The organism is Haloferax sp. Atlit-12N (assembly GCF_003383095.1).
Lineage (GTDB): Archaea > Halobacteriota > Halobacteria > Halobacteriales > Haloferacaceae > Haloferax.
Genome location: NZ_PSYW01000003.1, coordinates 38,437 through 59,717 on the forward strand (window position 1 = coordinate 38,437; position 21,281 = coordinate 59,717).

19 protein-coding genes are annotated in these 21,281 nt (G+C 64.6%); 7 read left to right on the top strand and 12 right to left on the bottom strand.

Annotated features, from left to right (window positions below):
- Positions 1 to 17 precede the first annotated feature (17 nt).
- Together C5B90_RS14575 and C5B90_RS14580 are read right to left on the bottom strand one after the other, a co-directional pair.
- Positions 18 to 2,882 carry a bacterio-opsin activator domain-containing protein gene (locus C5B90_RS14575; RefSeq protein ID WP_115882615.1) on the bottom strand — a complete coding sequence of 955 codons (2,865 nt, stop codon included), beginning with the start codon at positions 2,880 to 2,882 and terminating at the stop codon, positions 18 to 20.
- A 734-nt stretch (positions 2,883 to 3,616) separates the two neighbouring features.
- Complete coding sequence (locus C5B90_RS14580) at positions 3,617 to 5,182, bottom strand: PAS domain S-box protein (RefSeq protein WP_115882617.1); 1,566 nt, start codon at positions 5,180 to 5,182, stop codon at positions 3,617 to 3,619.
- Between the two features lie 342 nt (positions 5,183 to 5,524).
- Here C5B90_RS14580 and C5B90_RS14585 point away from each other — a divergent pair, with 342 nt between their 5' ends.
- From C5B90_RS14585 to C5B90_RS14595, 3 genes are all read left to right on the top strand, one after another.
- Positions 5,525 to 6,709, top strand: coding sequence for an outer membrane lipoprotein carrier protein LolA (locus C5B90_RS14585; protein WP_115882619.1), 1,185 nt, complete (start codon positions 5,525 to 5,527; stop codon positions 6,707 to 6,709).
- A gap of 343 nt (positions 6,710 to 7,052) precedes the next feature.
- On the top strand, positions 7,053 to 7,424 hold the full coding sequence (locus tag C5B90_RS14590) for a helix-turn-helix domain-containing protein (protein ID WP_115882621.1): 372 nt from the start codon (positions 7,053 to 7,055) through the stop codon (positions 7,422 to 7,424).
- 1 nt (position 7,425) lies between these two features.
- Positions 7,426 to 7,737 (top strand): hypothetical protein, encoded by a 312-nt coding sequence (locus tag C5B90_RS14595; RefSeq protein WP_115882622.1) that lies wholly within the window; start codon positions 7,426 to 7,428, stop codon positions 7,735 to 7,737.
- A gap of 109 nt (positions 7,738 to 7,846) precedes the next feature.
- Here C5B90_RS14595 and C5B90_RS14600 read toward each other — a convergent pair whose 3' ends face one another.
- Positions 7,847 to 9,271 (bottom strand): DUF6498-containing protein, encoded by a 1,425-nt coding sequence (locus C5B90_RS14600; RefSeq protein WP_115883022.1) that lies wholly within the window; start codon positions 9,269 to 9,271, stop codon positions 7,847 to 7,849.
- Between the two features lie 73 nt (positions 9,272 to 9,344).
- On the bottom strand, positions 9,345 to 9,692 hold the full coding sequence (locus tag C5B90_RS14605) for a hypothetical protein (RefSeq protein WP_115882624.1): 348 nt from the start codon (positions 9,690 to 9,692) through the stop codon (positions 9,345 to 9,347).
- Between the two features lie 122 nt (positions 9,693 to 9,814).
- Here C5B90_RS14605 and C5B90_RS14610 point away from each other — a divergent pair, with 122 nt between their 5' ends.
- Entirely contained in the window at positions 9,815 to 11,128 is a 1,314-nt protein-coding gene (locus tag C5B90_RS14610; RefSeq protein WP_233512040.1) for a DUF6498-containing protein, read from the top strand.
- Here C5B90_RS14610 and C5B90_RS14615 read toward each other — a convergent pair.
- From C5B90_RS14615 to C5B90_RS14650, 8 genes are all read right to left on the bottom strand, one after another.
- Complete coding sequence (locus C5B90_RS14615; protein WP_115882626.1) at positions 11,050 to 11,790, bottom strand: ABC transporter ATP-binding protein; 741 nt, start codon at positions 11,788 to 11,790, stop codon at positions 11,050 to 11,052. The genes C5B90_RS14610 and C5B90_RS14615 overlap by 79 nt on opposite strands.
- Positions 11,790 to 12,677 carry an ABC transporter permease gene (locus C5B90_RS14620; protein WP_115882628.1) on the bottom strand — a complete coding sequence of 296 codons (888 nt, stop codon included), beginning with the start codon at positions 12,675 to 12,677 and terminating at the stop codon, positions 11,790 to 11,792. The genes C5B90_RS14615 and C5B90_RS14620 overlap by 1 nt, the downstream gene beginning before the upstream one ends.
- Positions 12,674 to 13,612: an ABC transporter permease gene (locus C5B90_RS14625; protein ID WP_115882630.1), complete on the bottom strand. Its 939-nt coding sequence runs from the start codon at positions 13,610 to 13,612 to the stop codon at positions 12,674 to 12,676. Before C5B90_RS14625 ends, C5B90_RS14620 begins: the two co-directional genes overlap by 4 nt.
- Positions 13,613 to 13,614: 2 nt before the next feature.
- Positions 13,615 to 14,718, bottom strand: coding sequence for an extracellular solute-binding protein (locus C5B90_RS14630; RefSeq protein ID WP_158547233.1), 1,104 nt, complete (start codon positions 14,716 to 14,718; stop codon positions 13,615 to 13,617).
- A gap of 253 nt (positions 14,719 to 14,971) precedes the next feature.
- The gene (locus C5B90_RS14635) at positions 14,972 to 15,505 is read right to left on the bottom strand and encodes a hypothetical protein (protein WP_233512042.1); all 534 of its coding nucleotides are present in this window, start codon (positions 15,503 to 15,505) and stop codon (positions 14,972 to 14,974) included.
- Positions 15,506 to 15,638: 133 nt separating this feature from the next.
- The gene (locus C5B90_RS14640; RefSeq protein WP_115882634.1) at positions 15,639 to 16,373 is read right to left on the bottom strand and encodes an aspartate/glutamate racemase family protein; all 735 of its coding nucleotides are present in this window, start codon (positions 16,371 to 16,373) and stop codon (positions 15,639 to 15,641) included.
- A gap of 60 nt (positions 16,374 to 16,433) precedes the next feature.
- Positions 16,434 to 17,408, bottom strand: a complete 975-nt coding sequence (locus C5B90_RS14645) for a deoxyhypusine synthase (RefSeq protein ID WP_115882636.1) — start codon at positions 17,406 to 17,408, stop codon at positions 16,434 to 16,436.
- A gap of 96 nt (positions 17,409 to 17,504) precedes the next feature.
- A complete protein-coding gene (locus C5B90_RS14650; RefSeq protein ID WP_115882638.1) occupies positions 17,505 to 17,948 on the bottom strand; it encodes a DoxX family membrane protein in 444 nt (147 codons plus the stop codon).
- 690 nt (positions 17,949 to 18,638) lie between these two features.
- Here C5B90_RS14650 and C5B90_RS14655 point away from each other — a divergent pair.
- From C5B90_RS14655 to C5B90_RS14665, 3 genes are all read left to right on the top strand, one after another.
- Positions 18,639 to 19,376: a 2-phosphosulfolactate phosphatase gene (locus C5B90_RS14655; protein ID WP_115882640.1), complete on the top strand. Its 738-nt coding sequence runs from the start codon at positions 18,639 to 18,641 to the stop codon at positions 19,374 to 19,376.
- The gene (locus C5B90_RS14660; RefSeq protein ID WP_115883024.1) at positions 19,369 to 20,166 is read left to right on the top strand and encodes a sugar phosphate isomerase/epimerase; all 798 of its coding nucleotides are present in this window, start codon (positions 19,369 to 19,371) and stop codon (positions 20,164 to 20,166) included. Before C5B90_RS14655 ends, C5B90_RS14660 begins: the two co-directional genes overlap by 8 nt.
- 238 nt (positions 20,167 to 20,404) lie before the next feature.
- Positions 20,405 to 21,268 carry a hypothetical protein gene (locus tag C5B90_RS14665; protein WP_233512044.1) on the top strand — a complete coding sequence of 288 codons (864 nt, stop codon included), beginning with the start codon at positions 20,405 to 20,407 and terminating at the stop codon, positions 21,266 to 21,268.
- The last annotated feature ends 13 nt before the right edge of the window (positions 21,269 to 21,281 follow it).

Sequence of the window (21,281 nt, forward strand, 5' to 3'; positions counted from 1 at the left end):
ACCGGTTAGATAACGAACTACTTAGCCCGTCCGGAGACGGAACCGGAGTGCTCGTCGAACAGCGTCGCGAACAGTTTCCGCTGGACGGTCCGCACGTGTTTGTAGAACGCCGGCGGGGAGATACCAAGCGTGGCGGCGACCTCCTCGCCCGTGTTCTCTCGTGGCGATTCGAAGTAGCCGCTGTAGTAGGCCGTCTGGAGCACCTCGAGCTGCCGCTCTGTCAGCTTGTCGAGGAACCGCGAGAAGAGGTCGCGCTCGGTCGATTGGTCGAGCGTCTGTTTGGTCCGGAGTTCGACGCCGGCGAACGCTTCGTCGACGAGATGCGTGACGTTTCGAACGTCGATGCTCTCGGGGACGTCGACGACGAGCGTCGTCTCCTCGGGGGTCGCCCGCACCTCGCCGAGGACGGCACCGTGGTCCGCAAGCTCCGGTGCGAGAAACGGCTGCGTCAAGCGGAGACGCAGGACGCCGGCGTCCCCGTCGGTGCTTATCCGTCGCACGTCGGCGACGGCGACCAGTTCGTCGGCCGCGGCCGCGACGGATTCGACCGCTCCGTCCTCGACGGTGATGAACACGTAGTTCCCTTCGGCGGACTGCTGGACTCCTCCTTGGTAAGTGAGCGTGCACTCCGCGTCGCGGGCGAGCCGCGAGAGGACGAACGTGGGGTCGTCGACGACGAACCCGACGCGGGTGACGGCCGTGGTGAGCAGTGCGTTCTTCCGTTCGAGGGCGCTCAGCGCCGACGCGATGGTCTCGCCGAGTTCGGCCAAGACGGCGGTCGCCGTCTCGTCGAAGGCGTCGTGTGTCGTCGCGTACACCGTCAACACGCCGTGCGAGAGGTCGTTATAGACGAGCGGGATGCTGAGAACCGACAGGTAGTCACGGGTGAGCGCGCCCTTCCGCCAGGGTTCGTCCCGGAAGCCGGACGCGACGTTGGGAACGGTGGTCACCTCTCCGGTCGCCGCCGTGCGTCCCGCCGGCTCGACCGACGACGCCGCGATGTCGAACGTAGTGCTGTCGAGATAGCCCCGCTCGTCGCCGGCCCACGCGCGGGGCTCAACGGTCTCGTCGACGGGGTCGACGGAGCCGACCCACGCGAACGCAAACCGGTCGGCGGCGGTCAGTAGCTCGCAGACGGTGTAGTCTATCTCCTCTCGCGTCTGGGCTCCGACGAGCGCTTGGTCGATTTCGCGGATGGTCTCGTTGATTCGGTTTAGCTCGGTGAGCCGGTCGTTCTGTCGCTGGAGCGTGCGGTCCTGTTCGCGGAGCCGGGATTCGCGCGTGACGCGGTCGAGCGCCGCCTCGGCAGTCACCGCGAGTAGGTCGGTCAATTCCTGCGCCACCGCGTCGAAGGCTCCGACATCGGTCGAGCCGGCGACGAACACGCCGTGGTCGCCGAGTGGGACGTACGCGACGCTCCGGAGGCCAGTCACGGCGTTCTCCAACCGGTCGGACTCGTGCACGTCATCGAAGTACAGCGGACTGTCCTCGACGAAACTGTGGCTCGGAAGGGTCTCCCCGTCCGCGGGCACTGTCGGGAGCGGGCCGTGAGCCTCGCGCATCGCCGGCGAGTACGCCGCCGGCCTGAGCACGTTGGCGTCGGCATCGAAGAGATAGACGGCGCTCGCATCGAGCGCGAGCACGCCGGGAGTATCGTCGACGACGCGCTGGGCGATTTGCCGGTGAGTCCCCGTGTAGAGGAACTCGCGAGCCGTCTCGTGGAGCGTCGTCAGCGCGTCCTCGCGCTGCTTGCGCTTCGTGATGTCGCGGCAGCTGAAAAGCAACGTCCCGTCCCGAATCGAGACCTCGCGGACGTTGATGAGGAGGGTGTGCTCGCGGCCGGCTTTGTCGGTCACCGTGCTCTCGATGTTTTTCAGGACGCCGCGCTCCGAAAGTTCGTCGCGGTCGAAGAGGTCCGCCCCCAGCAGTTCGTCGATGGGGACCCGTTCACGCAACTCGTCTGCGGTGTAGCCGAAGATGAAGTGGACGTTTGGACAGACGTAGGTGTACGCCCCCTCCTCGTCGGTGATGAGGACCGTATCGGTCATGTTGTTGAGCGTGACACGGTGGAGTTCCTCGGAGCGGCGGAGGTCTCGTTCGAGCGACACCCGCGCTGTGATGTCGATACCTTCGACTACGACCGACGCGACCTCTCCGCGCTCGTCGGTCACGGGGCGAACCGATAGCTCGACGATGCGGCGGCTTCCGGCTTCTGACGGCTGTGGGACCACCGCGTTCCCGGCCGTCCCTTCGAGCGCGTTCTTGACGAGCCGTCGCACGTCGTCGCTCGTCGGGTCGTCTCCTCCCGTCCACCACGGGAGTGACCAGAAGGCCCCACCGACGAGCGGGTCGACGGGTGCGTCGAGGAGTTCGCGCGCCGTCTGATTCGCCCGAGTCAGCGACCCCTCGCCATCGAGTACCCACGTCGCCGTCCGTTCGTCGTCGAACATCGCGTCGAACTGCCTGGCCCGTTCGCGCTCGCCGGCCGACTGTCGCGCCGACTGGAGCGCCCGTCCGGTCCGCGTGAGGAGTGTTTCGACGTCCGGCGAGTCGGCGTCAAGCGCGACGTAGCCAGTCGCGCCCGAACCGAGGACCTCGCTCGCGAGAACGTCACTCCCACCGTCCGCGGCGATGACGACGGGGAGAGTTGTGACCGTCGAGCGAACGTCCGTGAGGAGTTCGACGGCGGTCGCGTCCGCGAGGTCGGCGTCGGCCACGACGCAGTCGACCTCACCCGCTTCGACTGTGCGAAGCGCCGCCGCCTTCGTCTCGGCTTCCAGCACGGTGACGCCGGGTCGCGAACCGAGTTCCTCGGCGAACCGCGTCACCCAGTCGCTCTCGCCGACGACCAGCACGCTGCCAGAATCGGGGACACCGGACATGGCTAGAACCCAACCCCCCGTTGACAAAGGCGTTCGCTATCTTACCGTCGCAGCTAGCAATAGCTCAAGAATTTTGAATAATCTGAATTTTTTAGATAATGGAAGTGTGTTGGGAGTTTTGAATTTCTCAGGAAACGTGGGTTCTTCCAGCCACGTAGGTTGTCCGCGGTTGCTTCCTCCTGTGCATTGCGCGGGGTAGTCAGGCGGCCCAAACTATTCACATGCTCTAGACAATCCACATAGCTCAGATAATCTGAACTCTTCGCCTGTCGTCACCTCCGCACAGTATCGAACTCATAGGGATTCTGCACGAGTCGCAGATTATTCAGATAACCACAAAAATCAGAACGGCCCACATGGCTTGGATTAGGCGCATGTGTGGATAACGGAAGCTGCGTGGATAGCCTCGATAACGGTGGTTCTTCGACTAACTGGAGTTCTCAGTACTACCGTGTTTCTCTGACCGCTCTCCCCGTCGCGTACGAGCGGGATTAGTCGCTTCCGGCCCGCTTCGAGGTCGAGCCAGGTCCAGTTAGTAATCCAAATAATCTGGATATCCCGAAGTATGGTACTGTTCCGGCTCGCGTTCCTCGACGGCTAGCTTCGTAATGTCTGCATTGCCGGGATACTGTGAGTTCCCTGACGAACTTCCAGTATTAGGGAAATCTAAATAACCTAGGTTATCTGAAAAGTCTAAACTACTCAGATGGCCCAAGTAATGTCCAATAGCCACCTCAGTTCTCCAGCGCGGGGAGTCTGAGTTCGACCGTTGACCCGCCCTCAGCGCGGTCCGAGATAGACACCTCGCCGTCGAACTGCGTGACGAACCAGTGGACGGTCCACAGCCCCATTCCGCTCCCATGCGTTAGGGGTGTCTCTTTCCCGCGTTTCAGAATCTCCCGTTCGGTCTGTGGGATACCGGGACCGTTGTCCTCGACCGCGATTGCGACTCGCTCTCCTGAGAGGCGTCGCGACCAGACCGCGACGACGGGGCGGTCCTCGTCGTTGTGGACGATGGCGTTCTGTACGAGTTCGTCGAGCGCGAGGTACAGCGAGTGCGTGCTCGCGAGCACGGTCTGTTCGCTCTGCCCGATTCGAATCTCCGCCTCGGGATGCTTCCGCTCGTACGTCTGTTTGAGGTCAGCGAAAACGTCGCCGACGCCGACCGGGTGTCTGTCGGTGCTCCCCTCCACGGCGTTCTCGAACTGCCGGGCTTTCTCGCCGGTCGACACGAGGCTGTCGGCGTTCTCGATGATTCGGTCCGTCTTCGAGACCATCACTTCCGCCGAGAATTGACTCGCTGCGGCGACCAGCGTGTCGAGCGTCCGCAGTTCCGTATCGATGCCCCTGGTCGTCTCGCTCAGTTTCGCCAGCGTCTCGTGCAACCGGTCGTAGTCGCCTTCGTCTATCGACGGAGTGCCGAGCGCTTCGAGGTCTCGTTTCAACTCGCTCGCGTACCCGCTGACGACGTTGAGGTTGTTCCGAAGGTTGTGACGAAGCACTCGGTTCAACACCATGAGTCGCTCTTCGCGTTCTTTCCTGTCCGAGATGTCGCGCACCGCGCCGCGGACGTTGGCACCGCCGTCCGTCGGCTCACCGCGAACTTGCACCCACCGCGTTCGCCCGGTGGCCGTTATCACCCGCATTTCGACGTCGAACGGGTCGCCGTCGACCTTCGCACTCTCGATAGCTCCGTCGATGACAGAGCGGTCGTCCTCGTGAAAGAAGTCCCTGAGCCCGTCGATTGTCACCTCCGCGTCGGGCGGGATATCGACCAGCCGCTTGGTCCCGTCGGTCAGTCGTAGCTCGCCGGTTTCGTAGTCGACCTCCCAGCCGCCGATGTCGGCCAGTTGTTCGGTGCGTTCGAGGCGGTCGCGGCTCCGCTCTAACTCCTGGCGGTACTCGTAGGTCTCGGTGACGTCTCGGACGATTTTCGTGAAGGCTCTGAGCTCTCCGTCGTCGTCACGCAGCGCGCGGATGGTTACGTGCGCGAGGATGCGCGACCCGTCCTTCCGGACCCGCCACCCCTGTTCCTCGTAGCTTCCCTCGGACTCGGCGATCAAGAGCACTGTCTCGGGAGACGTGCCGTCTCCCTCGGTGGGATAAAAGACGGACAGATGGCGACCGATAATCTCGTCTCGCTCGTAGCCCTTTATCCGTCTCGCACCCTCGTTCCACGTCGCCACGAACCCGTCCGCGTCGAGGAGAAATATCGCGTATTCGGTCACCTCCTGAAAGAACTCTCGAAGGATGAGGTCAGATTCGATGTGTCTGGGCAACTTGCCCCGCTCTCTTGACATTATAAATTGATTACCATCCACATGGCCATAAACTGCTCGGCGGTTCGAGAGGTGAACGGGCGGGAGAGCGTCTCGTCCGGGCGGTGAACCATCCGTCAACGAACCGAGTGACGATTGACGATGGTCGTCTCGGCGACGAACGCCTGAACGAGACCCTACTGGTGGGCGCAGACCCTCTCCCGAGTTCGGGTTGGGCTAGTGGAGGGCGTCGTATCCCGGCCATCTCGTCCGCGGAGGGAGTCGCTACCGGTCCGGTCGGGTTCGACTGCCCCAGTCGTCCAGAAGTATTTAGCCGTCGGCCCCCAGACACGCAGTCGAACTCCCTGTCAGAGTACACCCAGCATGACTCGCCCTCCACTCCGACTCAACCGACGCACACTCGCCGTGTTCGTGCTCGTCGCCGTCGCACTCCCCGCGGTCCTCTGGACGACGGGCGGCGCAATCGGCGACGCGGGCCCCTCGGTCGACGCGAACGTAACCGAGCGCTACCGCGCAATCGACGCGCTCACCGGAACGCAGACGGTCGAGATTCGAACCGATGGAACGGTGACGTCTCGCACCGTCGCCGACGTGACGCTCGTCCCGGAGACGGAGCGGAAGCGCGTTCACTTTCGGAACGCGGCGAACCGACAGTACGACTGGCAGGTCTCGAACGGCTCGATGCTCTGGCTTCACGACACTGACGAGGACACCGTGACCGCCATCGAGCTCACGGGCCCGCCGACCGAGTCGCGGACGGCCGAGCGACTCCAACTCCTCGTCGCGGCCGCGGGGCTGACCGACGACGCCGGTCGCCCGCAGTCTATCGGCGTGTCACCGCTGCCCGTCGTGCCGCGACACGCCGGTGCCGCCCCGCGGGCCGACGCGAATTACAGCTACGTCGTCGAGTTCGTCGAGACCGACACCGTCGGCGGGCGCGAGGCGTACGTCATCGACATCGCGCCCGAGACGAACCGGAGCGAGGCGGGCTACCACCAGCGGCTGTGGCTCGACAGCGAGCGGTTCTACCCGCTTCGCAAACAGACGGCGTGGACGGCCGACGGGTCTCGACACTCTGTGACGACCACGTACACGAACGTCACCTTCGACGCCGCCGTGTCGGCGGACACGTTCCGGCCGGAGATAGGCGCGAACACGACCGTCGAGCGACCGAACACGCCGAACACGGAGTGGTTCCGGAGCAGGGGCGACTTGGAAGCGCGGAGTTCGATTTCGGTCCCCGACCCGACGGTCCCGTCCGCGTTCGAACTGGTCTACGCCACGCGGACCACCGGCCGCATCGACGGGGTCGGACTCCGCTACGCCGCCGGTGGCCGCGAACTCACGGTGGCGAAGTTCAACTACACGCTCGACATCGACGCCGACGAGCGCGACACGATGGTGGCAGGTCGGCCAGCGACTATCGACTACGGACCGACCACCTCGGTATCGTGGAACTGCGACGGCTACGGCTACACCGTCCGCGGGACTGGTGTCGAGACGGACCGCCTCGTCGAAGTCGGTCACTCGGTCGGCTGTCCCGCCTGAAATCGCGCGAATTTCTGGGTCAGAAACTGGCCCCCTTTTTATATCATCTACCGGCGCATCGGTTGAACTGCGATGGGCCCCGCCGAACCGATACCGTACTGCCCTCCCGAGCAGTACCGTTCTGTGCCCTCTGACAGCACTCCGGCACCCATCGCGGTCATCGCTGACGCGACAGCCCCTCCACAGCATCGCCGTGTTGCCCCGCAGCACCGTCGAACCAATCCGAAGCCCCACCGTGCTATCCCGACAGCCCCATCGTACACCCGTCCCGAATCGGTCGCCGCGACCAACAGGGGTGGAAACCCATGGGCCTATTAGTCCGACGAGCAGTCATTCGACCACCGTGAGTGAGGAACCGGCGCTGGGTGATGTTCTCGACCTCCTCAGCGACGAGTACGCCCGGGACATCCTCGCAGCGACGAGTACCAAACCAATGTCCGCACAAGAGCTTGCCGACGAGTGTGAGATGTCCAAACCGACGGTCTACCGTCGGGTGGAACGATTACAAGCGTACGGACTCCTCGACGAGCAGACCGAGATTCGAACCAGTAACAACCACTACAGCGTCTACACCGCCACGCTCTCCGAGTTCTCCGTCGAATTAGACGACGGCTCGTTCGAGGCGTCGCTGACGCGCACCGCCGACGAGTCGTTCCCCGGCGAGGGAGAGACCGACACCGCCGACCGCTTCAAACGGATGTGGGAGGACCTCTGAGATGGCGACGCTGTCGGCGGTCCTCGACTGGCTCATCGTCTCGCTCGCGCTCGGGTCGACACTCGTCGGGAGCTATGTCGGCTATCAGGCCTATCGCGGCTACCGCCGTCACGACAGCCGGACGATGCGGGCGCTCTCCGCGGGTCTGTTCCTCCTCACCGCCCTCGCGTTCGGCGTCGCCTTCGTTGGGTCGGTGCTCCTGCGCCAGGGCTACATCGGCCTCCAGTACCAACAGCCGCTCACGCTCGTCACGCGGCTGTTTCAGTTCTGTGGCGTCGTACTCATCGCCTACTCGTTACATTCGCGAGGGTAGTCCGTCCGCGGGTCGTCGCAGGCGGCCTCGTCGTGGCGCTACTCGTTTCCTCACGCGCCTTCTTCTGCTCACGTTTTCGTTCGTCACAAACCGCTCTGTTCGTCTCACCTCACGAGTGCGCGAGCTTCCAGAACCCCTTGGGGACGATGGCGAACGCCGGAAACAGGAACAACGCGAGCAGCCAACTCGTGGACGGGCCGAGCGGGGTGGCCACCACGGCGACGACGCCAGCCGCGGTGAGGACGATCGAGGCCACGGCCGCCCCGGCGAACCGGCGGTCGAGTGGCGCGAGTCCGGTCGACTCGACCGGTAGGTCGAACGCGTCGACGAACGCCTCGGCGTCCGCGACAGGCCCGAGCGTGCGTTCCGTCTCGTCGTCGCCCCATCCGACCGTCGCCGTGAACGTTCGCGTCCCAAGATAGCGGTCGGTCGGTCGAGTCGCCACGACCTCGGCGTCGCGGAGGTCGCCGACCGTCACCGCCCACTGCGGCTCGTTCGTCAGACGGTCGTGAACGACGAGCCGGTCGTCGAAACGACGGTAGGTCAGCCACCCGCTTGCGAGCGTGTCCTCGACCACGTCGCCGACGAGCATGAACGCGAGGAGGGCGAGTCCGAACACGCCGAACCCGACCCAGACTGCGAGCGAGGCCTCCTCGGCGACGAAGGCGGTTCCACCGATCCAGACCATCGCAGCCATGGTGACGTAGAACGGCCCCGTCGTGGTGACCGCGCGCCAGACCGCGGCCGCGACGACTGCGCGACGGTCCGCGTCGATTGCGGCCGATGGATGGCCGTCGGGAACGGCGACCTCGTCGCGAATCGCGTCGCTGTCGGGACCGGAGAGCCAACTGGTGAGCCGGCCGCCACTCTGCTCTGCACGGAAGCCGGACCACTCGAAGAGCAGTTTCACGAACACGAACCCCGCGAGCGCAACGGTTGCGCCACCGAGAGCGACGAAGAACAGGAGACACGCGAGGAACATCGCCTGCCGGGCGGGAATCTCGACGAGGGCGTACGGCGAGCGCTCCGCGTATCGGTCGCGCCGGAGGAACGTGGCGGCGGTCTCGCCAGCCTGCCCGATGACGAGCGCGGCGACGCTGACGACCGCCTCCGGGCGGGCGAGTACGTCGAGCACCGAGACGACCTCTGAGAGCGGCGCGAGGAGGAAGACGCCCACCCACGCGCCGCCGCTGACGACGGCGGTCGCAAACGGAACGTTCCGCGGATACACCGGCGGCAGACGCTCGTGAACGGTGACGCTTCCGCGCTTGTCGACGAGGTCGTTGTCGGACAGGCTGAAGACGCCGCCCTCGCGGGACGAAGTCGGCGGCCGGCCGGCGAACAGCGCTTTCACGCCCGAAAGCGGGAACAGCAACAGCAGTTCGAGGACGTAGACCGCGAGGAGCGTCCCGGGGTTCCAGCCGAACCACAGCACGCCGGCGAGGGGAAGGAGATTCGCCGAAAGCACCGGGAGGAATCCGATGCCGGCGGGGAGAGACGAAGTCGGAACGTCGCCGTACCGTGGAGGGGACATCGAGTGCGTCGTTTCGCACATCCAGTCATATAGCTGATGGAAATCGCTCTCGAATCGCCCCGGCGGCGTGCGACTACTCGGGGAGCGACTCGTAGTCGGCGACCGTGAGCGCCTGGCCGAAGAACATCAATCCGATTCCGGTGATGCCAGCCGGAATCGAGACGTTGAGCAACAGCGAGAAGCTGAGCGCGCCGATGCCGCCCCCGAGCGCCCCCCGCTTTCGGTCGCTCCAGCGTTGGTTTCCGAATCGGAAGAGTCGCTTCCACCCGTCGCGGTGGCGGAGGACGAGCGCGGTGGTCGCCGCGTACAACGGGGCGATTGCCACGGGAAGGAACCCCGGCGTGTTGGCGACCGAGACGGCCACACCGGCGACGACGAGACCGACGACGAGCGAGACGAGATATCGAAGCGAGGAACGCACGCGTTCTGGATAATTCGCTGACAGTATCAACGCTTGGTTTCCAGTCGCGGAAGCGCGGTTCCGACCGCCCGACGCGAGTCAGACTACCTAACTGTCCCGAGCGAAATGTCTCTCTATCAACAATGCTCACTCCCAGTGAGAAACGGCGAGCGAAGGTGGCGGTGTTGATGGCGGTGAACGCCGTCCCGCTCGTTGGCGTGCTCGCGCTCGACTGGTCGCTCGTGGCGCTGTTGGCGGTCTACTGGGTCGAACTCGGCGCGTGCCTCGTCGGTGCCGCGGTGAAGGCGCTGTTCGCGGAGGGCAAGCCGGTCTACGAGGCGAACGGCTTCTCGTGGCTCGTGTTCGGTGCCCTGGCCGAAAAGCGCGGGCGCATCAATCTCCCCGTCCTACCGCTGTCGATTCAGGTCGCGAACCTCCCCGCCATCCTGATGGCGCTCGCCGTCGGAAGCGTAGGCTGGGCGCTCTTTGGCGCAATCGGTGTCGGCGGTGTCGGGGAGACCACGGGCACGGCGATGACCGACGCCGAATCGCTCTCTGTCGGCTTGGGTGTGCTCGCCGTCATCTTCGGTCGAGCCGTCGACGTGGGTCGGTACTTGCTCGGAGGAACCTACGCCTCGGTCCCACCGCAGCAGCCGCTTCGGTCGGCGCTCACGTCTATGGCCGGAACCGGCTCGGCGCTCCTCATCGGTGGGGGGTTCGTCATCTCGGGTGCCCCGCCGCCGTTCGTGCTTGCGTTCGTCCTCGCGGTGAAACTCCTCGCCGACATCGTCGATGTCTACCGCGACCGACTGGAGGCGTTCGACGAGCGCACGTCGGTCGAACTCGGATTCGCTCCTGACACACCCGAGTGGGAGCGAATCGAGAGTTCGCGGGACGGGTCTGAAATCATCCGTCCGAGGCCGTCGGCGGTCGTCGTTGGCGGGGTCGTCCGCGGGCTTCGCTCTCCGCTCTCGCTCGTCGTGGGCGGGGCGCTGATGCTGATTGGCCTACTCAGTACCGCGACGACCTCCGGCGTCGCGGTCGAACTGCTCGGGGGAGCCGTGGTCGTCGCTGGAGCGTTCACCGCGCTGGGCGTCTTCGACTGGTCGTTCCGGTATCTGGCGATGGAGTACCGCATCGAGGACGAGGATGACAAGGAGGCCGAGGACGCCGGCCCCGGGCGAGTCGTCGGCTACGACCGACTGTTCGGGCCGCAGTGGCGACTCGCCCCCGAGTCGCGGGCGGAACTAGAGCGCGTCCGGACTGCCACCGACCGCCTGTTCGGAACTGAGACGCTCCAACTCGAACGCGATGACCGTGTGTACCGACTGCCGCACCTCCCGTCGGACGCCGTCGAAATCGCGCCGCTGCAGTCGAATCACCAGCTGACGAACGGGAGGTCGGGCGCGTCGAGTGCGACGAACTCCGAGACGAACTCGTTCGCCGGCGATTCGTAGATTTCTCGGGGCGGTCCGACCTGTTCGACGCGACCCTCGTTCAGCACCGCGACGCGGTCGCACATCACCATCGCCTCCTCTTGGTCGTGGGTGACGTAGAGGCCGGTGACGTCCAACTCGGCGAGGAGCGCGCCGATTTCGGTCCGCAGGCGCGCCTTCAGTTGGGCGTCGAGCCCCGTCATCGGCTCGTCCAACAGGAGGATGTTCGGCTCGATAGCGAGTGCGCGAGCCAGCCCGACGCGCTGTTGCTGGCCGCCGGAGAGCGTCGTCGGGTCGCGGTCGCCCATCTCGCCAATATCGAGCAGTTCGAGCAGTTCCTCGGCCCGAGTCCGTCGCTCGTGCTTCCCGACGCCCCGCATCTTCAGCCCGAACGCGACGTTCTCGGCGACGGTCATGTTGTCGAACAGAGCGTACTCCTGGAACACCAACCCGACGTTGCGGTTCTCCGGGGGGACGTTCGTCACGTCCTCGCCGTCGAACCTGACCGTGCCGTCGGTCGGCGTCTCGAAGCCGGCGACGGTCCGGAGCGTCGTCGTCTTCCCGCATCCCGAGGGACCGAGTACGCCCAGAATCTCGCCGTCCGAGACGGTGAGCGAAACGCCGTCCAGCGCCGTCGTGTCGTCGTAGTCCTTTCGGACCGCATCTAGTGTCACGTCTGCCATTAGCTACCTCTGATGTCGAATCCGCGGCGACCGACCCGCTGTAGGAGGAGGGTGACCGCGACGATGATGAAAAAGAACATCGACACGGCGGCCGCCGCCTTGGTGAACGAACTGTTCGAGATGTGTCGCTGCAAGAAGAGCGCGAGCGGCTGGGTGCCTTTCGCCCAGACGATGTACGAGAAGTTGAACTCCGCGGCCGCGAGCGCCCAACAGATGATGGCTCCCGAGACGATGCCCGAGCGGGCGTTCGGCACGATGACCGTCAGGAACGTCCGCGGCCACGACGCGCCCAGCGAGCGAGCCGATTCCTCCAGTTGTCGGAGCGGCATCGACTCGAACTCGCTTTTGACTGCCATCACCATGAACGGCGCTTTCAGGAGCGAGTAGCCGACGATGAGCCCAAAGCTCGTCGCCGAGAGGTCTGGATACGCCCGGAGGAACGCGACGCCCAAGATGACGCCCGGCACGAGCGGGAGCACCGAGAGCGCGTTGACCCACTCTTTCCCCGGGAACTCGTAGCGAGCGACCGCGTACGCGATAGGGACGCCGACGACGAGGTTGATGAGGACGCCGCCGAGCGCCAGCCCGATGCTGAACGCCAACTCCGCCGGGACCAACACCGTCAGCGTCTCGCCGCCGAGCGGGAGCCTGAACAGGGGGCTCCATCCCATGCTGCGCTGTGAGCCAATCGTGTCCGCGAGCCCCAGCACCGCCCGCCAGTTCTCGAAGGTGACGAACCCGGAGGGGAGGACGCCGGTCCAACTCGTGGCGAACGAGGCGACGACGGTGAGGACGATGGGCGCGATGAGGAACGCGACCGTCGCGAACAGGGCCAGCGCCACGACAGACCGCCCGAACCGACGCGAGAGGGACGGGGACGGCCTCATATGCCGACCTCCGCGCTGGTGTACCGAAGTCCGAAGACGGTGAACAGGAACGTGAACGCGAAGTAGACGGTCGCCATCGCGCCGGCGACCTGCACGTCGTAGCCGACGCCGAGTTCCCGCGAGAGTTGGAGCGTCCAGACGACGAGCGTCTGGATGACGACGAGCGTCCCGAAAATCGCCAGTCCCGTCCGGAACGTAAGTATCAGCGCCCCGGTGATACCCGGTCGAATCTGCGGGAGTGTGACGTGCCGGAACGTCTCGAACGGCGTCGCGCCGAGCGCCTGGGCTGCCTCCTCGGCGGCCGAGTCGACCTCGGCGTACGTCCCGCGGAGGATGAGCGTCGCGCGCGGCACCATCGAGTACACGAAGGCGACGAACAGCCCCGGAACGCTCACCGCAAAGGCGAGGTCAGTGGGTCGGCTCCCGGTGAGGGTGGCCGCGAGCGCCGTGACGACGCCGTTGTTCCCGAACAGCACCAGAATCATGAACGCGGCGACGATGCCGGGGAGACTGATGGGAAACGAGACGAGCGTGACGAGGAGGTCTTCGCCGGGGAGGTCGTACTTCTCGAGGGCGTGCGCGATGGGGACGGCGAGTCCGACCGAGACGAGCGTCGTCCCGGTGGTCAGCCACAGAGAGTTGAACGCCACCTGTCGGTAGTAGGGGTCGCCGAACAGCGTCGCGTAGGCGTCGAGCGAGAATCCGACCGACCGGTACTGGGCCGTCGAGACGCTGATGCGAACGACTTCGGAGAGCGGATACAGACCCGCGACGAGCAACAGCACGGCAAACGGCGCGCACAGCGCGACGATGCGGCGGGACTCGCGCTCTCGTTCGGTGACGGGGTTCGCGACGGTCTCGAACGCGCCGACGACTCGCGCCGTGAGCGCCCGGAGCGTCGAGTGCGGACTGTTCTCGGCGTGTCGGTCGGACATCCTCAGATGTTCGCGCCGCGCGTTATCTCTCGGATGATGTCCTCCTGTTTCTCGACCAACTGACCGTAGTCGACTTGGAACTCCGTCCGGTCGTACTCGGACGGGTCGATGAACTCGTCGGGAAGCTCCAGCTCCGAGGAGCGAATCGGCCTGACGTAGGCGTCGAGGAACTGCTGTTGGCCCTCCAGCGAGAGGACGTAGTCCATGAACAGTTTGCCCGCGGCCGGATTCGGCGCACCCTCCAAGAGCGCGTAGCCGTACGGCATGTTGAGCGCGCCCTTGTTCCCGTTTTCGCCGCCCAAGAGCGCGACGCCGACGTTCTCTTCTGCGACCTCGTCGTTGTTGTACTTGAGGTCGAGCCCGGAGTAGTCGTACCGGATGAACGTCGCGTACTCGCCGCGGGAGAACTGCGCGAGGAAGTTGTCGGTGAACTCAGCGCCGCCCTCCTGAATCCGCTCGTAGTAGTCGATGACGGGCTGGAGGTCGTCCATGCTGCCGCCGTGGGCGTTGTTGACCGATAACGCTGCCGCGAGCCCGACCGCCGCCTGCGGGGTCTGGAGCGCGAGGTCCTGCATGATTTCGGGTTGGAGCAGGTCCTCCCACGTGGTCGGCTCGTCGAGGCCGCGTTCCTCGTAGATATCCTTCCGGTAGGTCACGGCCGTCGTCACCCGGCGGGTCGCCGTAACGTGGCCGTCGTCGGTCTTGAGCGAGTCCGGAACCTTGTCCCACCCCTTCGGCTTGTACGCCTGCGTGAAGCCCTCGTTCCGGGCGACGATGCCGTAGGTGTAGCCGCCGTTGTATCCGGAGTGGGTCATGTTGTTCGAGTGGGAGCGCATGTGCTGGAGCGCCTCGCCCGACGAGCGGTCGTCGTCGTGGACGGCCACGCCGTAGGAGTCCTCGAACGACTGCATCAGCGACGGCCAGTTCATCCATCCGGACTGGACGCAGTAGAAGTACAGCATATCGGGGAACGCGGTGGCCTCGATGTTCGTCTGGAAGTCCTGATAGCCGACCTCGTACGTCTCCCCGTCGCCGCCACCGGAACCCGTCGAGTCGGCGTCGCTCTCGGAACTGCTCGTCGTCAGACAGCCGGCGAGACCCGCCACCGCCGCGGCAGAACCCCCGATGAAACTTCGCCTGGTTGATACCATCGCCCGAGAAACATGACTGTCTGCTAAAGGGAATTGCTATGAGCCTAACGTAGCCGTTTCGATTGCTGAGACGGTCACATAGCGCTATTTGGGGGACAATAGAGACGGACGTTCTGTCGAATCTCGCGTGATTTCGGTCTCCGACACGCCCCACCTCGCCGAGGTCGACGGCGACGCCACCGAGTCCTCGACGGGACCACTTCTCGGGTTACTCCCGCGAGAGAACCGCGTAGCCGACCGTCACCGGGAGCGCGAACACGACGTGGCCGAGCACGCTCCACAGTTTCTCGGGCATCGAGAGGTCGGGGAACGCGGGCGCGAAGGGATACTGCACCGCCGCTAACCACAGCGGCATCAGGAGAACTGACAAGACGAGCGTCGTCCCCACGCCGACAGCGACGGCGAACAGGACCGCACCACGCAGGGACGCCGCCGGTCGTTCGAGCGGCCGCCACTGCACCGCGGCGACGTACGCGAGCGCGAGCACGACGCCGTGGAACTGGTGAATCGTCCAACCCAGCACGATGTCGGGACCGGCGAAGCCGTACATCCTCGGAAGCGCGAGCGCGAGAAGCGGTTCGGGATTCCCGTACTGCATCATCAACCCGAGCGGGACGCTCCCGAGGAACCCGGTGAGTATCGCGGCGAGCCATTGCGCGGGCGGCACGTCTCGAATCGCGGCCCGAATTCGGGTTCGTCTGCGTCGCCAGCCGTTCCGCGTCCGCGTGGCGTCTTCGTTCATTGAACGACTATTCGTAGACGAGGATATAACTCTACTGAGTGAGTACTCACTTGAAAATAGATGACCGGAATCGTCGTGGCGAACGATTACTCGACTGGCCGCACCCGGAGAACACTCGAAGCGACAGCCTCCGTTACGTGTCTGTCTGCCCGAGGCTTCGTTCGACGGCCCGCTCGGCGTGGAGCGCCGTCGTGTCGAACAGCGGCACACCCGGTCGGTCAGTCTGTTCGACGAGGAGTTCGATTTCCGTGCACCCGAGGACGATACCCTCGGCACCCCGCTCGACCAGGCTGTCGATGGCTCCCAGATAGAACGCGCGAGACGACTCGCGGACCTCGCCCTTGGTCAACTCCTCGAAGATGATTCGGTCGAGTTCGTCGAAACGCGACCTGTCGGGGACGATAACGTCGATGCCGCGTGCTTCGAATCGCTCCCGGTAAAACGCGCCGTCCATCGTGGCCCGAGTCCCCAAGACGCCGACCGCGTCCAATCCCTCGGCGTGAATCGCGTCCGCGGCCGGGTCGACGATGTGGACGAACGGAACCGACAGCGCCGCCTCGATGCGCGGGGCGACCCTGTGCATCGTGTTCGTCGCCATGACGACGAAGTCCGCGCCGCCCGCTTCGAGGTCGACCGCGGCATCGGCGAGGTACTCTCCCGCGTCGTCCCACTGCTCGGTTTTGATAAAGCGCTCGACGGTGCCGAAGTCGACGCTCCGAATCAGGAGTTCCGCCGCGTGATGGCCGCCGCGAGCGTCGTTGATACCCTCGTCGATGAGTCGGTAGTACTCCACCGTCGATTGACTGCTCATACCGCCGAGAATGCCGACCGTTCGTCGTTCGCCGCCGCCCGCGTCGTCTCCGTTCATGTTGAGTGAACAACCACTCGTTCACGAGGATAAATATCGCTCGGCGGGCGTCCAGACGCGCTAGTTCTTGAACGCGCCCGCAACGAGGAGCGGGAAGACGAGCGTCGCCTCGACTTCGATTTGCGTGTAGTTCGTGTCGTGGTCCTTGATTTTCCCCCACGACACGGCTTCGTTCGGGGGCGCGCCCGACAGCGAGCCGTCGCCCTCCATCCCCGTCGAGATGTAGACGACGTAGTCCGCGCCGCCGCGGAAGAGGTTCGTCATGATGGCGTGGTGCTTGGGGACGCCCCCGCCGACGGCGATGAGACCGGTCTCGTCTGCGAGGAGGCCGTTCTGGATGAGCGAGTCGTAGTCGTCGAGAATCTCGATGCCGACGTCCTTGTCGTAGCCCTGCCGGTAGTAGTAGAGGAAGTTACCAACCTCGGCGTCGGTGAGCGCCGGGCAGTAGACCGGTACGTCGTTGTCGGCCGCCTGCTTCAACACCGAGTGTTCGTCGTCGAGCGTCTCGCCCAGTTCGCGGGCGAAGGCCGTCGGCGTTCGAACCTTCTCCTCCGCGAAGAAGTCCTCGAAGAAGTCGTAGAGGTACTCTTCGAGCCAGACGTACCGGTCGGAGGGGACGTAGATGTTGCCGAGGCGGTTGATGCCGCGCTCGCGGAGTTCACCCTCGTCGGCGTCCCACGAGCCCATCTTGAACGGCTTGGCGGTCTTGATAACGTCCTCGGTCAGCGAACCGGACGTCGTGATGAGCACGTCGACGAAGCCCTCGCGGACGAGGTAGGCGACGGCCTCGCGCAGGCCCGACGAGATGATGTTCGAGGTGAACGTCAGATAGACGGTCGCGTCCGCGTCCTGCATCTCCTCGGCGATGTCGATGGCTTCGGCGAGCTGTGTCGCCTGAAAGCCGGTCGTCGCGTACGCGTCGAGGAACTCGTCGAAGTCGAACGCGCCGTCGAAGTCGTACCCCCGAACGTCGGCCGAATCGATGGCCTCGTCGCTTCCGGGGACGACGTGGTCGTGAGTGTCGTCTTCGGTCATCGGATACGGCTCGCACCGGCGCGCTTGAATCAGTTCCGTTCGGTTCCGAAAACAGCCGGACAGCGTGGGGCTCGGCACCGACTCACTCGGTGACGGTCACCGGCTCGGAGACGAGTCGACTCCGCCGTCTGACTCCGGGCGGGTGTACCACCACGCCCACGCGACGAGCACGCCCTGAAGCGGCAGTCGAAGCCACAGCGCGGCGTCCGAGGGCTCTCGAAGCGCCGCCGGGACGCCTTCGAGGACGATATCGCTCGTCGCCATGTAGACGTTTGCGGGAAAGACCGCGACCAGTAGCGCGATGAGTCCCCACGCGGCGATGCGTTGGGTGCGGCGGAAGACGACGCCGACGCCGAGAGCGATTTCGGCGACGCCCGAGACGTAGACGAGCGCGAGCGCCGCCGGGAAGACCGGTGGGACGACCTGTGCGTACGCGTCGGGTACGACGAAGTGCATCACACCGGCGAGGACGTAGAGCGCGCCCATCACGTATCGGAGCGGCGTCTTGAATCGGGTGAGTCGTTCGGCATCGAGAGCCATCTCGAATCGACGTTGGACCGGCGGCCAAAGACGCTGTCGGCGACAGCGAAGCGACAGTCGTACGCGTATTCGAAAATCACTATTTAGACAGTAAAACAGTATAAATTCTGATTAGTCTGACATTAGAGTTCACGAGAGTCGGTCGGGAGCCAGACCCGACACAGACGGCCGGCGGGTCGTGAGTATCGACCGCGAGACGCCCCCTGTTGAACCGTCCATACTAACGACAGAGTGGTTCGTCACGAACGGACGAATTGCTGCTGGTAGTTCTGCAAACGACAGTCTCGGGTCCGGTAGACCGAGACAAATCGCGTCGTGAGTTAGCGGATTCCCCGGGCACGAATGGGTCCCGCAGTGCGCCCGAATTACGCTCTTCCGAGTCTCTCTTCACGACCACCAGTCACGGGGAGTTAAAACGACGTATTTGAGCCTAACAGTCCCTGATTAGGGAATATCAAGACGTGAAACTCAGTCCGACGGGACATCACGTTTATCGGCGTTCGACACCGAATTCTACGACGCTATTTCATGTAATAATACGAATCTATAACAGTTTTCCTTTCTGAGTAATCGGTATCGAATTCGGTGGACACCGGCCCAGTCGAACGAGTCGTTCGAGCTACTGATAGTACGGGTCGATATATATCGCTACTAGCAATTGACTTGTAGGTGTTGTAGAGAACCTGGGTTATGTCCGCAGATGGACGACAGACAGAGCCGTTCGTAGAGACGTTGATAGAGGGCTGTGAGAACATCCCGGCAGACCCGGAACCGGGCGACTACGTCGTGGTGGACGTGACTCACTTCTCGGCGACCGTCGCGGAACTGCTCGCGCTCGGCGCGGAGTACGTCCACGTGACCGACGAGCGCGGCGACGAACCGGCGTATCAGGAGGACCACCCCGAGTGTCTCATCGGCGGCGGCAAGACCGACGACTACGAGCCGAACCCCGGCTACGACTTCTTCAACTCGCCGAGCTACGTCCAGCGACTGGACCTCGAGGGGCGACCGACCGCGATGACCTCCACGAACGGCGGGCGCGCCGTCTCGACGCTCCGCGAGCGCGGCGGGTCCGACGTCGAGGTGTTCGTCGGCGGCTACACGAACGCCGCGGCGGTCGCGGACCTGCTCGAAGACCGCGGGCGGCCGGTCACTATCGTCGCCAGCGGGTCGAGCGGCCAGCCGACGCCCGACGACACCCTCGGCGCGGCGCTCATCGACGAGTGCCTTCACGGCGACGGCCTCACCGACCGCGACCGCGAGCGGTACGCGCGTCTCCTCGTGACGGCGAAAGGGCCGCGATACGAGCAGAAACACGAGATTCGGCGGCGCGACCTCCATGAGTTCGAGACGGAAATCGACTCCCGGTCGGTCGTGCCCGTCCTCCGTGGCGACCGCCTCGTCCCCGCGAGCCGGGTCGATGTCTGAGGTGACGCCCGTCCAGCGACCGCGGTTCGGCGCGTCGATGGACATCCGCTACGCCGACGAAGTCGCCTCGTTCGCCGAGTTCCTCCGCAGATTCGACCTGAACCACGTCGAACTCCGCGCGGGGTATCTGGACGTTCGGGCGGACGAGCGAGACGCCGAACGCCTGCGAGCGGTCGCCGAGGAGTTCGACGTGAGCTACACGGTCCACGGTCCCCATCTCGATGTCGCGCCCGGGAACGTCAACGAGCGACTTCGAGAGGCCACGGTCGCGGCGACGCGAGACGCCATCGAACTCGCCGCGGTAATCGACGCCGGCGGCGTTATCGTCCACGGAGGGACAGTTCGGACCCGCTATCCCGACCACGTCCGCGAACACACCCGCGAGCAGGCGGTCCAGACGCTCCGCGAGTGCGCCGAGTTCGCCGCCGAGGCGGGCGTTCCGGTCTGTCTCGAAAACCAGCGCGACAAACCGGGGACGCGTCGGCACACGGCGACCCCGGACCGACTCGCCGCGTTCCTCGACGACGTCGGCGTCGGCGACGAGTTCCTGAAACTGACGCTCGACGTGGGCCACGCGAAGGCGACGGGCGTCGACTACCGACAATTCGTCGAGCGATTCGGCGGCCGCATTCAGGTCGCGCACCTCCACGACAACGACGGCACCGAAGACGCGCACGAACCGCTTCCGTCGTTCCGGTCGGTCGCCGCGGACATCGACGCTCCGTACAACGTCTTGGAGATGAAGTCCCGCGCGGACGTCGAGCGCTGCGTGGGCGCGCCCGACGCCTGACGGTCGGCGTCACCGTCATCGTCGCCGCCGCTCGGTTCTTTTTTCGACACGGACAGTCGCACTCAGTAGCATCCGAACCGCTCTGCGAGCGCCGCGACCGGCCGGTATCCGGAGCGCAATATACTGGCGCGAGTTCTATGTACGTCCACCGATTGCTCCACAGGCTATAGTCAGCTATACAGTCGTACGCTGTGCTCATACCAACGATTAAACAACTTGCTTAACCACCACCACCCGGATGGTGACAACGTCCAGCAACTCGAGTAGTGCGTTCAGTTTCGACCATAGGGACATGATGGCGTTCATCCTCGTCATGTCGCTACACGGTCTGCAGAGCATGATTACGGAGCTCCTGCCGGAGTTCTCGATAGGCGGGTTAGGCGTCTCTATCGGACCGTTCTGGTTCGTCGCGATGTCGGTCGTTCTCCTCTTCCGCTCGTTTTGGGCCTGTCTCGCGATTCCGGTCGGCGGCATCGTCTTCGGAGAGATTCTCATCGGTGACTTCAGCGCGCTCGGAGCGGTCGAGGGGTTAATCGTCGTCACGCTATCGTGGTTCTTCGTGATGTCGCTCATCACGGACCCGAAGAACGTCAAACAGATCGCGGCGTTGGGCTTCCTCGCGAAGGCGATGGAAGAGACCGCGGCGTGGTTCATCGACGTCGGGAAGTTCTACATCGGCGTCGAAGAACTCGAAGCGATTTCGTGGCTCCCCGAGACCGTCTGGGCCACCGAGGGAATCGGTGCCCTACTACAGATTATTATCGCCGGCGTCGTCTTCGGGGCGATTCCGACACTGTTCCTCTACCCGCGGCTCCGCGGGAAAATCGAACCGCTGCTCGGCATGAGTCCCCTCGAGGGCCGCGACGGCCCGATGTTCACGCGCACGTCCCTGAAGCGACTCATCGCGTGGGTGGCGCTGATTCCCGTCGCGTTCGCGTTCGAGACGCTGAGCGAGACCAGCGGTGGGCTCATCACGTTCACGCCGGAGTTCGTCGAAACGTACGGCCAAGCGTTCCTGTTCGTGCCGATTGCCATCGCGGCGGTCATCTCGTTCGGACTCGTCGCCTACCGCCAGCGCAAGGTCGACGGCCTGCAGGACTGAATCCATTTTTTGT

Coding starts and splice junctions, on each gene's coding strand:
- C5B90_RS14660 (WP_115883024.1), top strand. CDS start 19,369: ATGTCTGAGGTGACGCCCGTCCAGCGACCGCGGTTCGGCGCGTCGATG.
- C5B90_RS14610 (WP_233512040.1), top strand. CDS start 9,815: ATGCTCACTCCCAGTGAGAAACGGCGAGCGAAGGTGGCGGTGTTGATG.
- C5B90_RS14665 (WP_233512044.1), top strand. CDS start 20,405: ATGGTGACAACGTCCAGCAACTCGAGTAGTGCGTTCAGTTTCGACCAT.
- C5B90_RS14615 (WP_115882626.1), bottom strand. CDS start 11,790: ATGGCAGACGTGACACTAGATGCGGTCCGAAAGGACTACGACGACACG.
- C5B90_RS14580 (WP_115882617.1), bottom strand. CDS start 5,182: ATGTCAAGAGAGCGGGGCAAGTTGCCCAGACACATCGAATCTGACCTC.
- C5B90_RS14645 (WP_115882636.1), bottom strand. CDS start 17,408: ATGACCGAAGACGACACTCACGACCACGTCGTCCCCGGAAGCGACGAG.
- C5B90_RS14655 (WP_115882640.1), top strand. CDS start 18,639: ATGTCCGCAGATGGACGACAGACAGAGCCGTTCGTAGAGACGTTGATA.
- C5B90_RS14600 (WP_115883022.1), bottom strand. CDS start 9,271: ATGTCCCCTCCACGGTACGGCGACGTTCCGACTTCGTCTCTCCCCGCC.
- C5B90_RS14650 (WP_115882638.1), bottom strand. CDS start 17,948: ATGGCTCTCGATGCCGAACGACTCACCCGATTCAAGACGCCGCTCCGA.
- C5B90_RS14595 (WP_115882622.1), top strand. CDS start 7,426: ATGGCGACGCTGTCGGCGGTCCTCGACTGGCTCATCGTCTCGCTCGCG.
- C5B90_RS14640 (WP_115882634.1), bottom strand. CDS start 16,373: ATGAACGGAGACGACGCGGGCGGCGGCGAACGACGAACGGTCGGCATT.
- C5B90_RS14625 (WP_115882630.1), bottom strand. CDS start 13,612: ATGTCCGACCGACACGCCGAGAACAGTCCGCACTCGACGCTCCGGGCG.
- C5B90_RS14635 (WP_233512042.1), bottom strand. CDS start 15,505: ATGAACGAAGACGCCACGCGGACGCGGAACGGCTGGCGACGCAGACGA.
- C5B90_RS14585 (WP_115882619.1), top strand. CDS start 5,525: ATGACTCGCCCTCCACTCCGACTCAACCGACGCACACTCGCCGTGTTC.
- C5B90_RS14620 (WP_115882628.1), bottom strand. CDS start 12,677: ATGAGGCCGTCCCCGTCCCTCTCGCGTCGGTTCGGGCGGTCTGTCGTG.
- C5B90_RS14575 (WP_115882615.1), bottom strand. CDS start 2,882: ATGTCCGGTGTCCCCGATTCTGGCAGCGTGCTGGTCGTCGGCGAGAGC.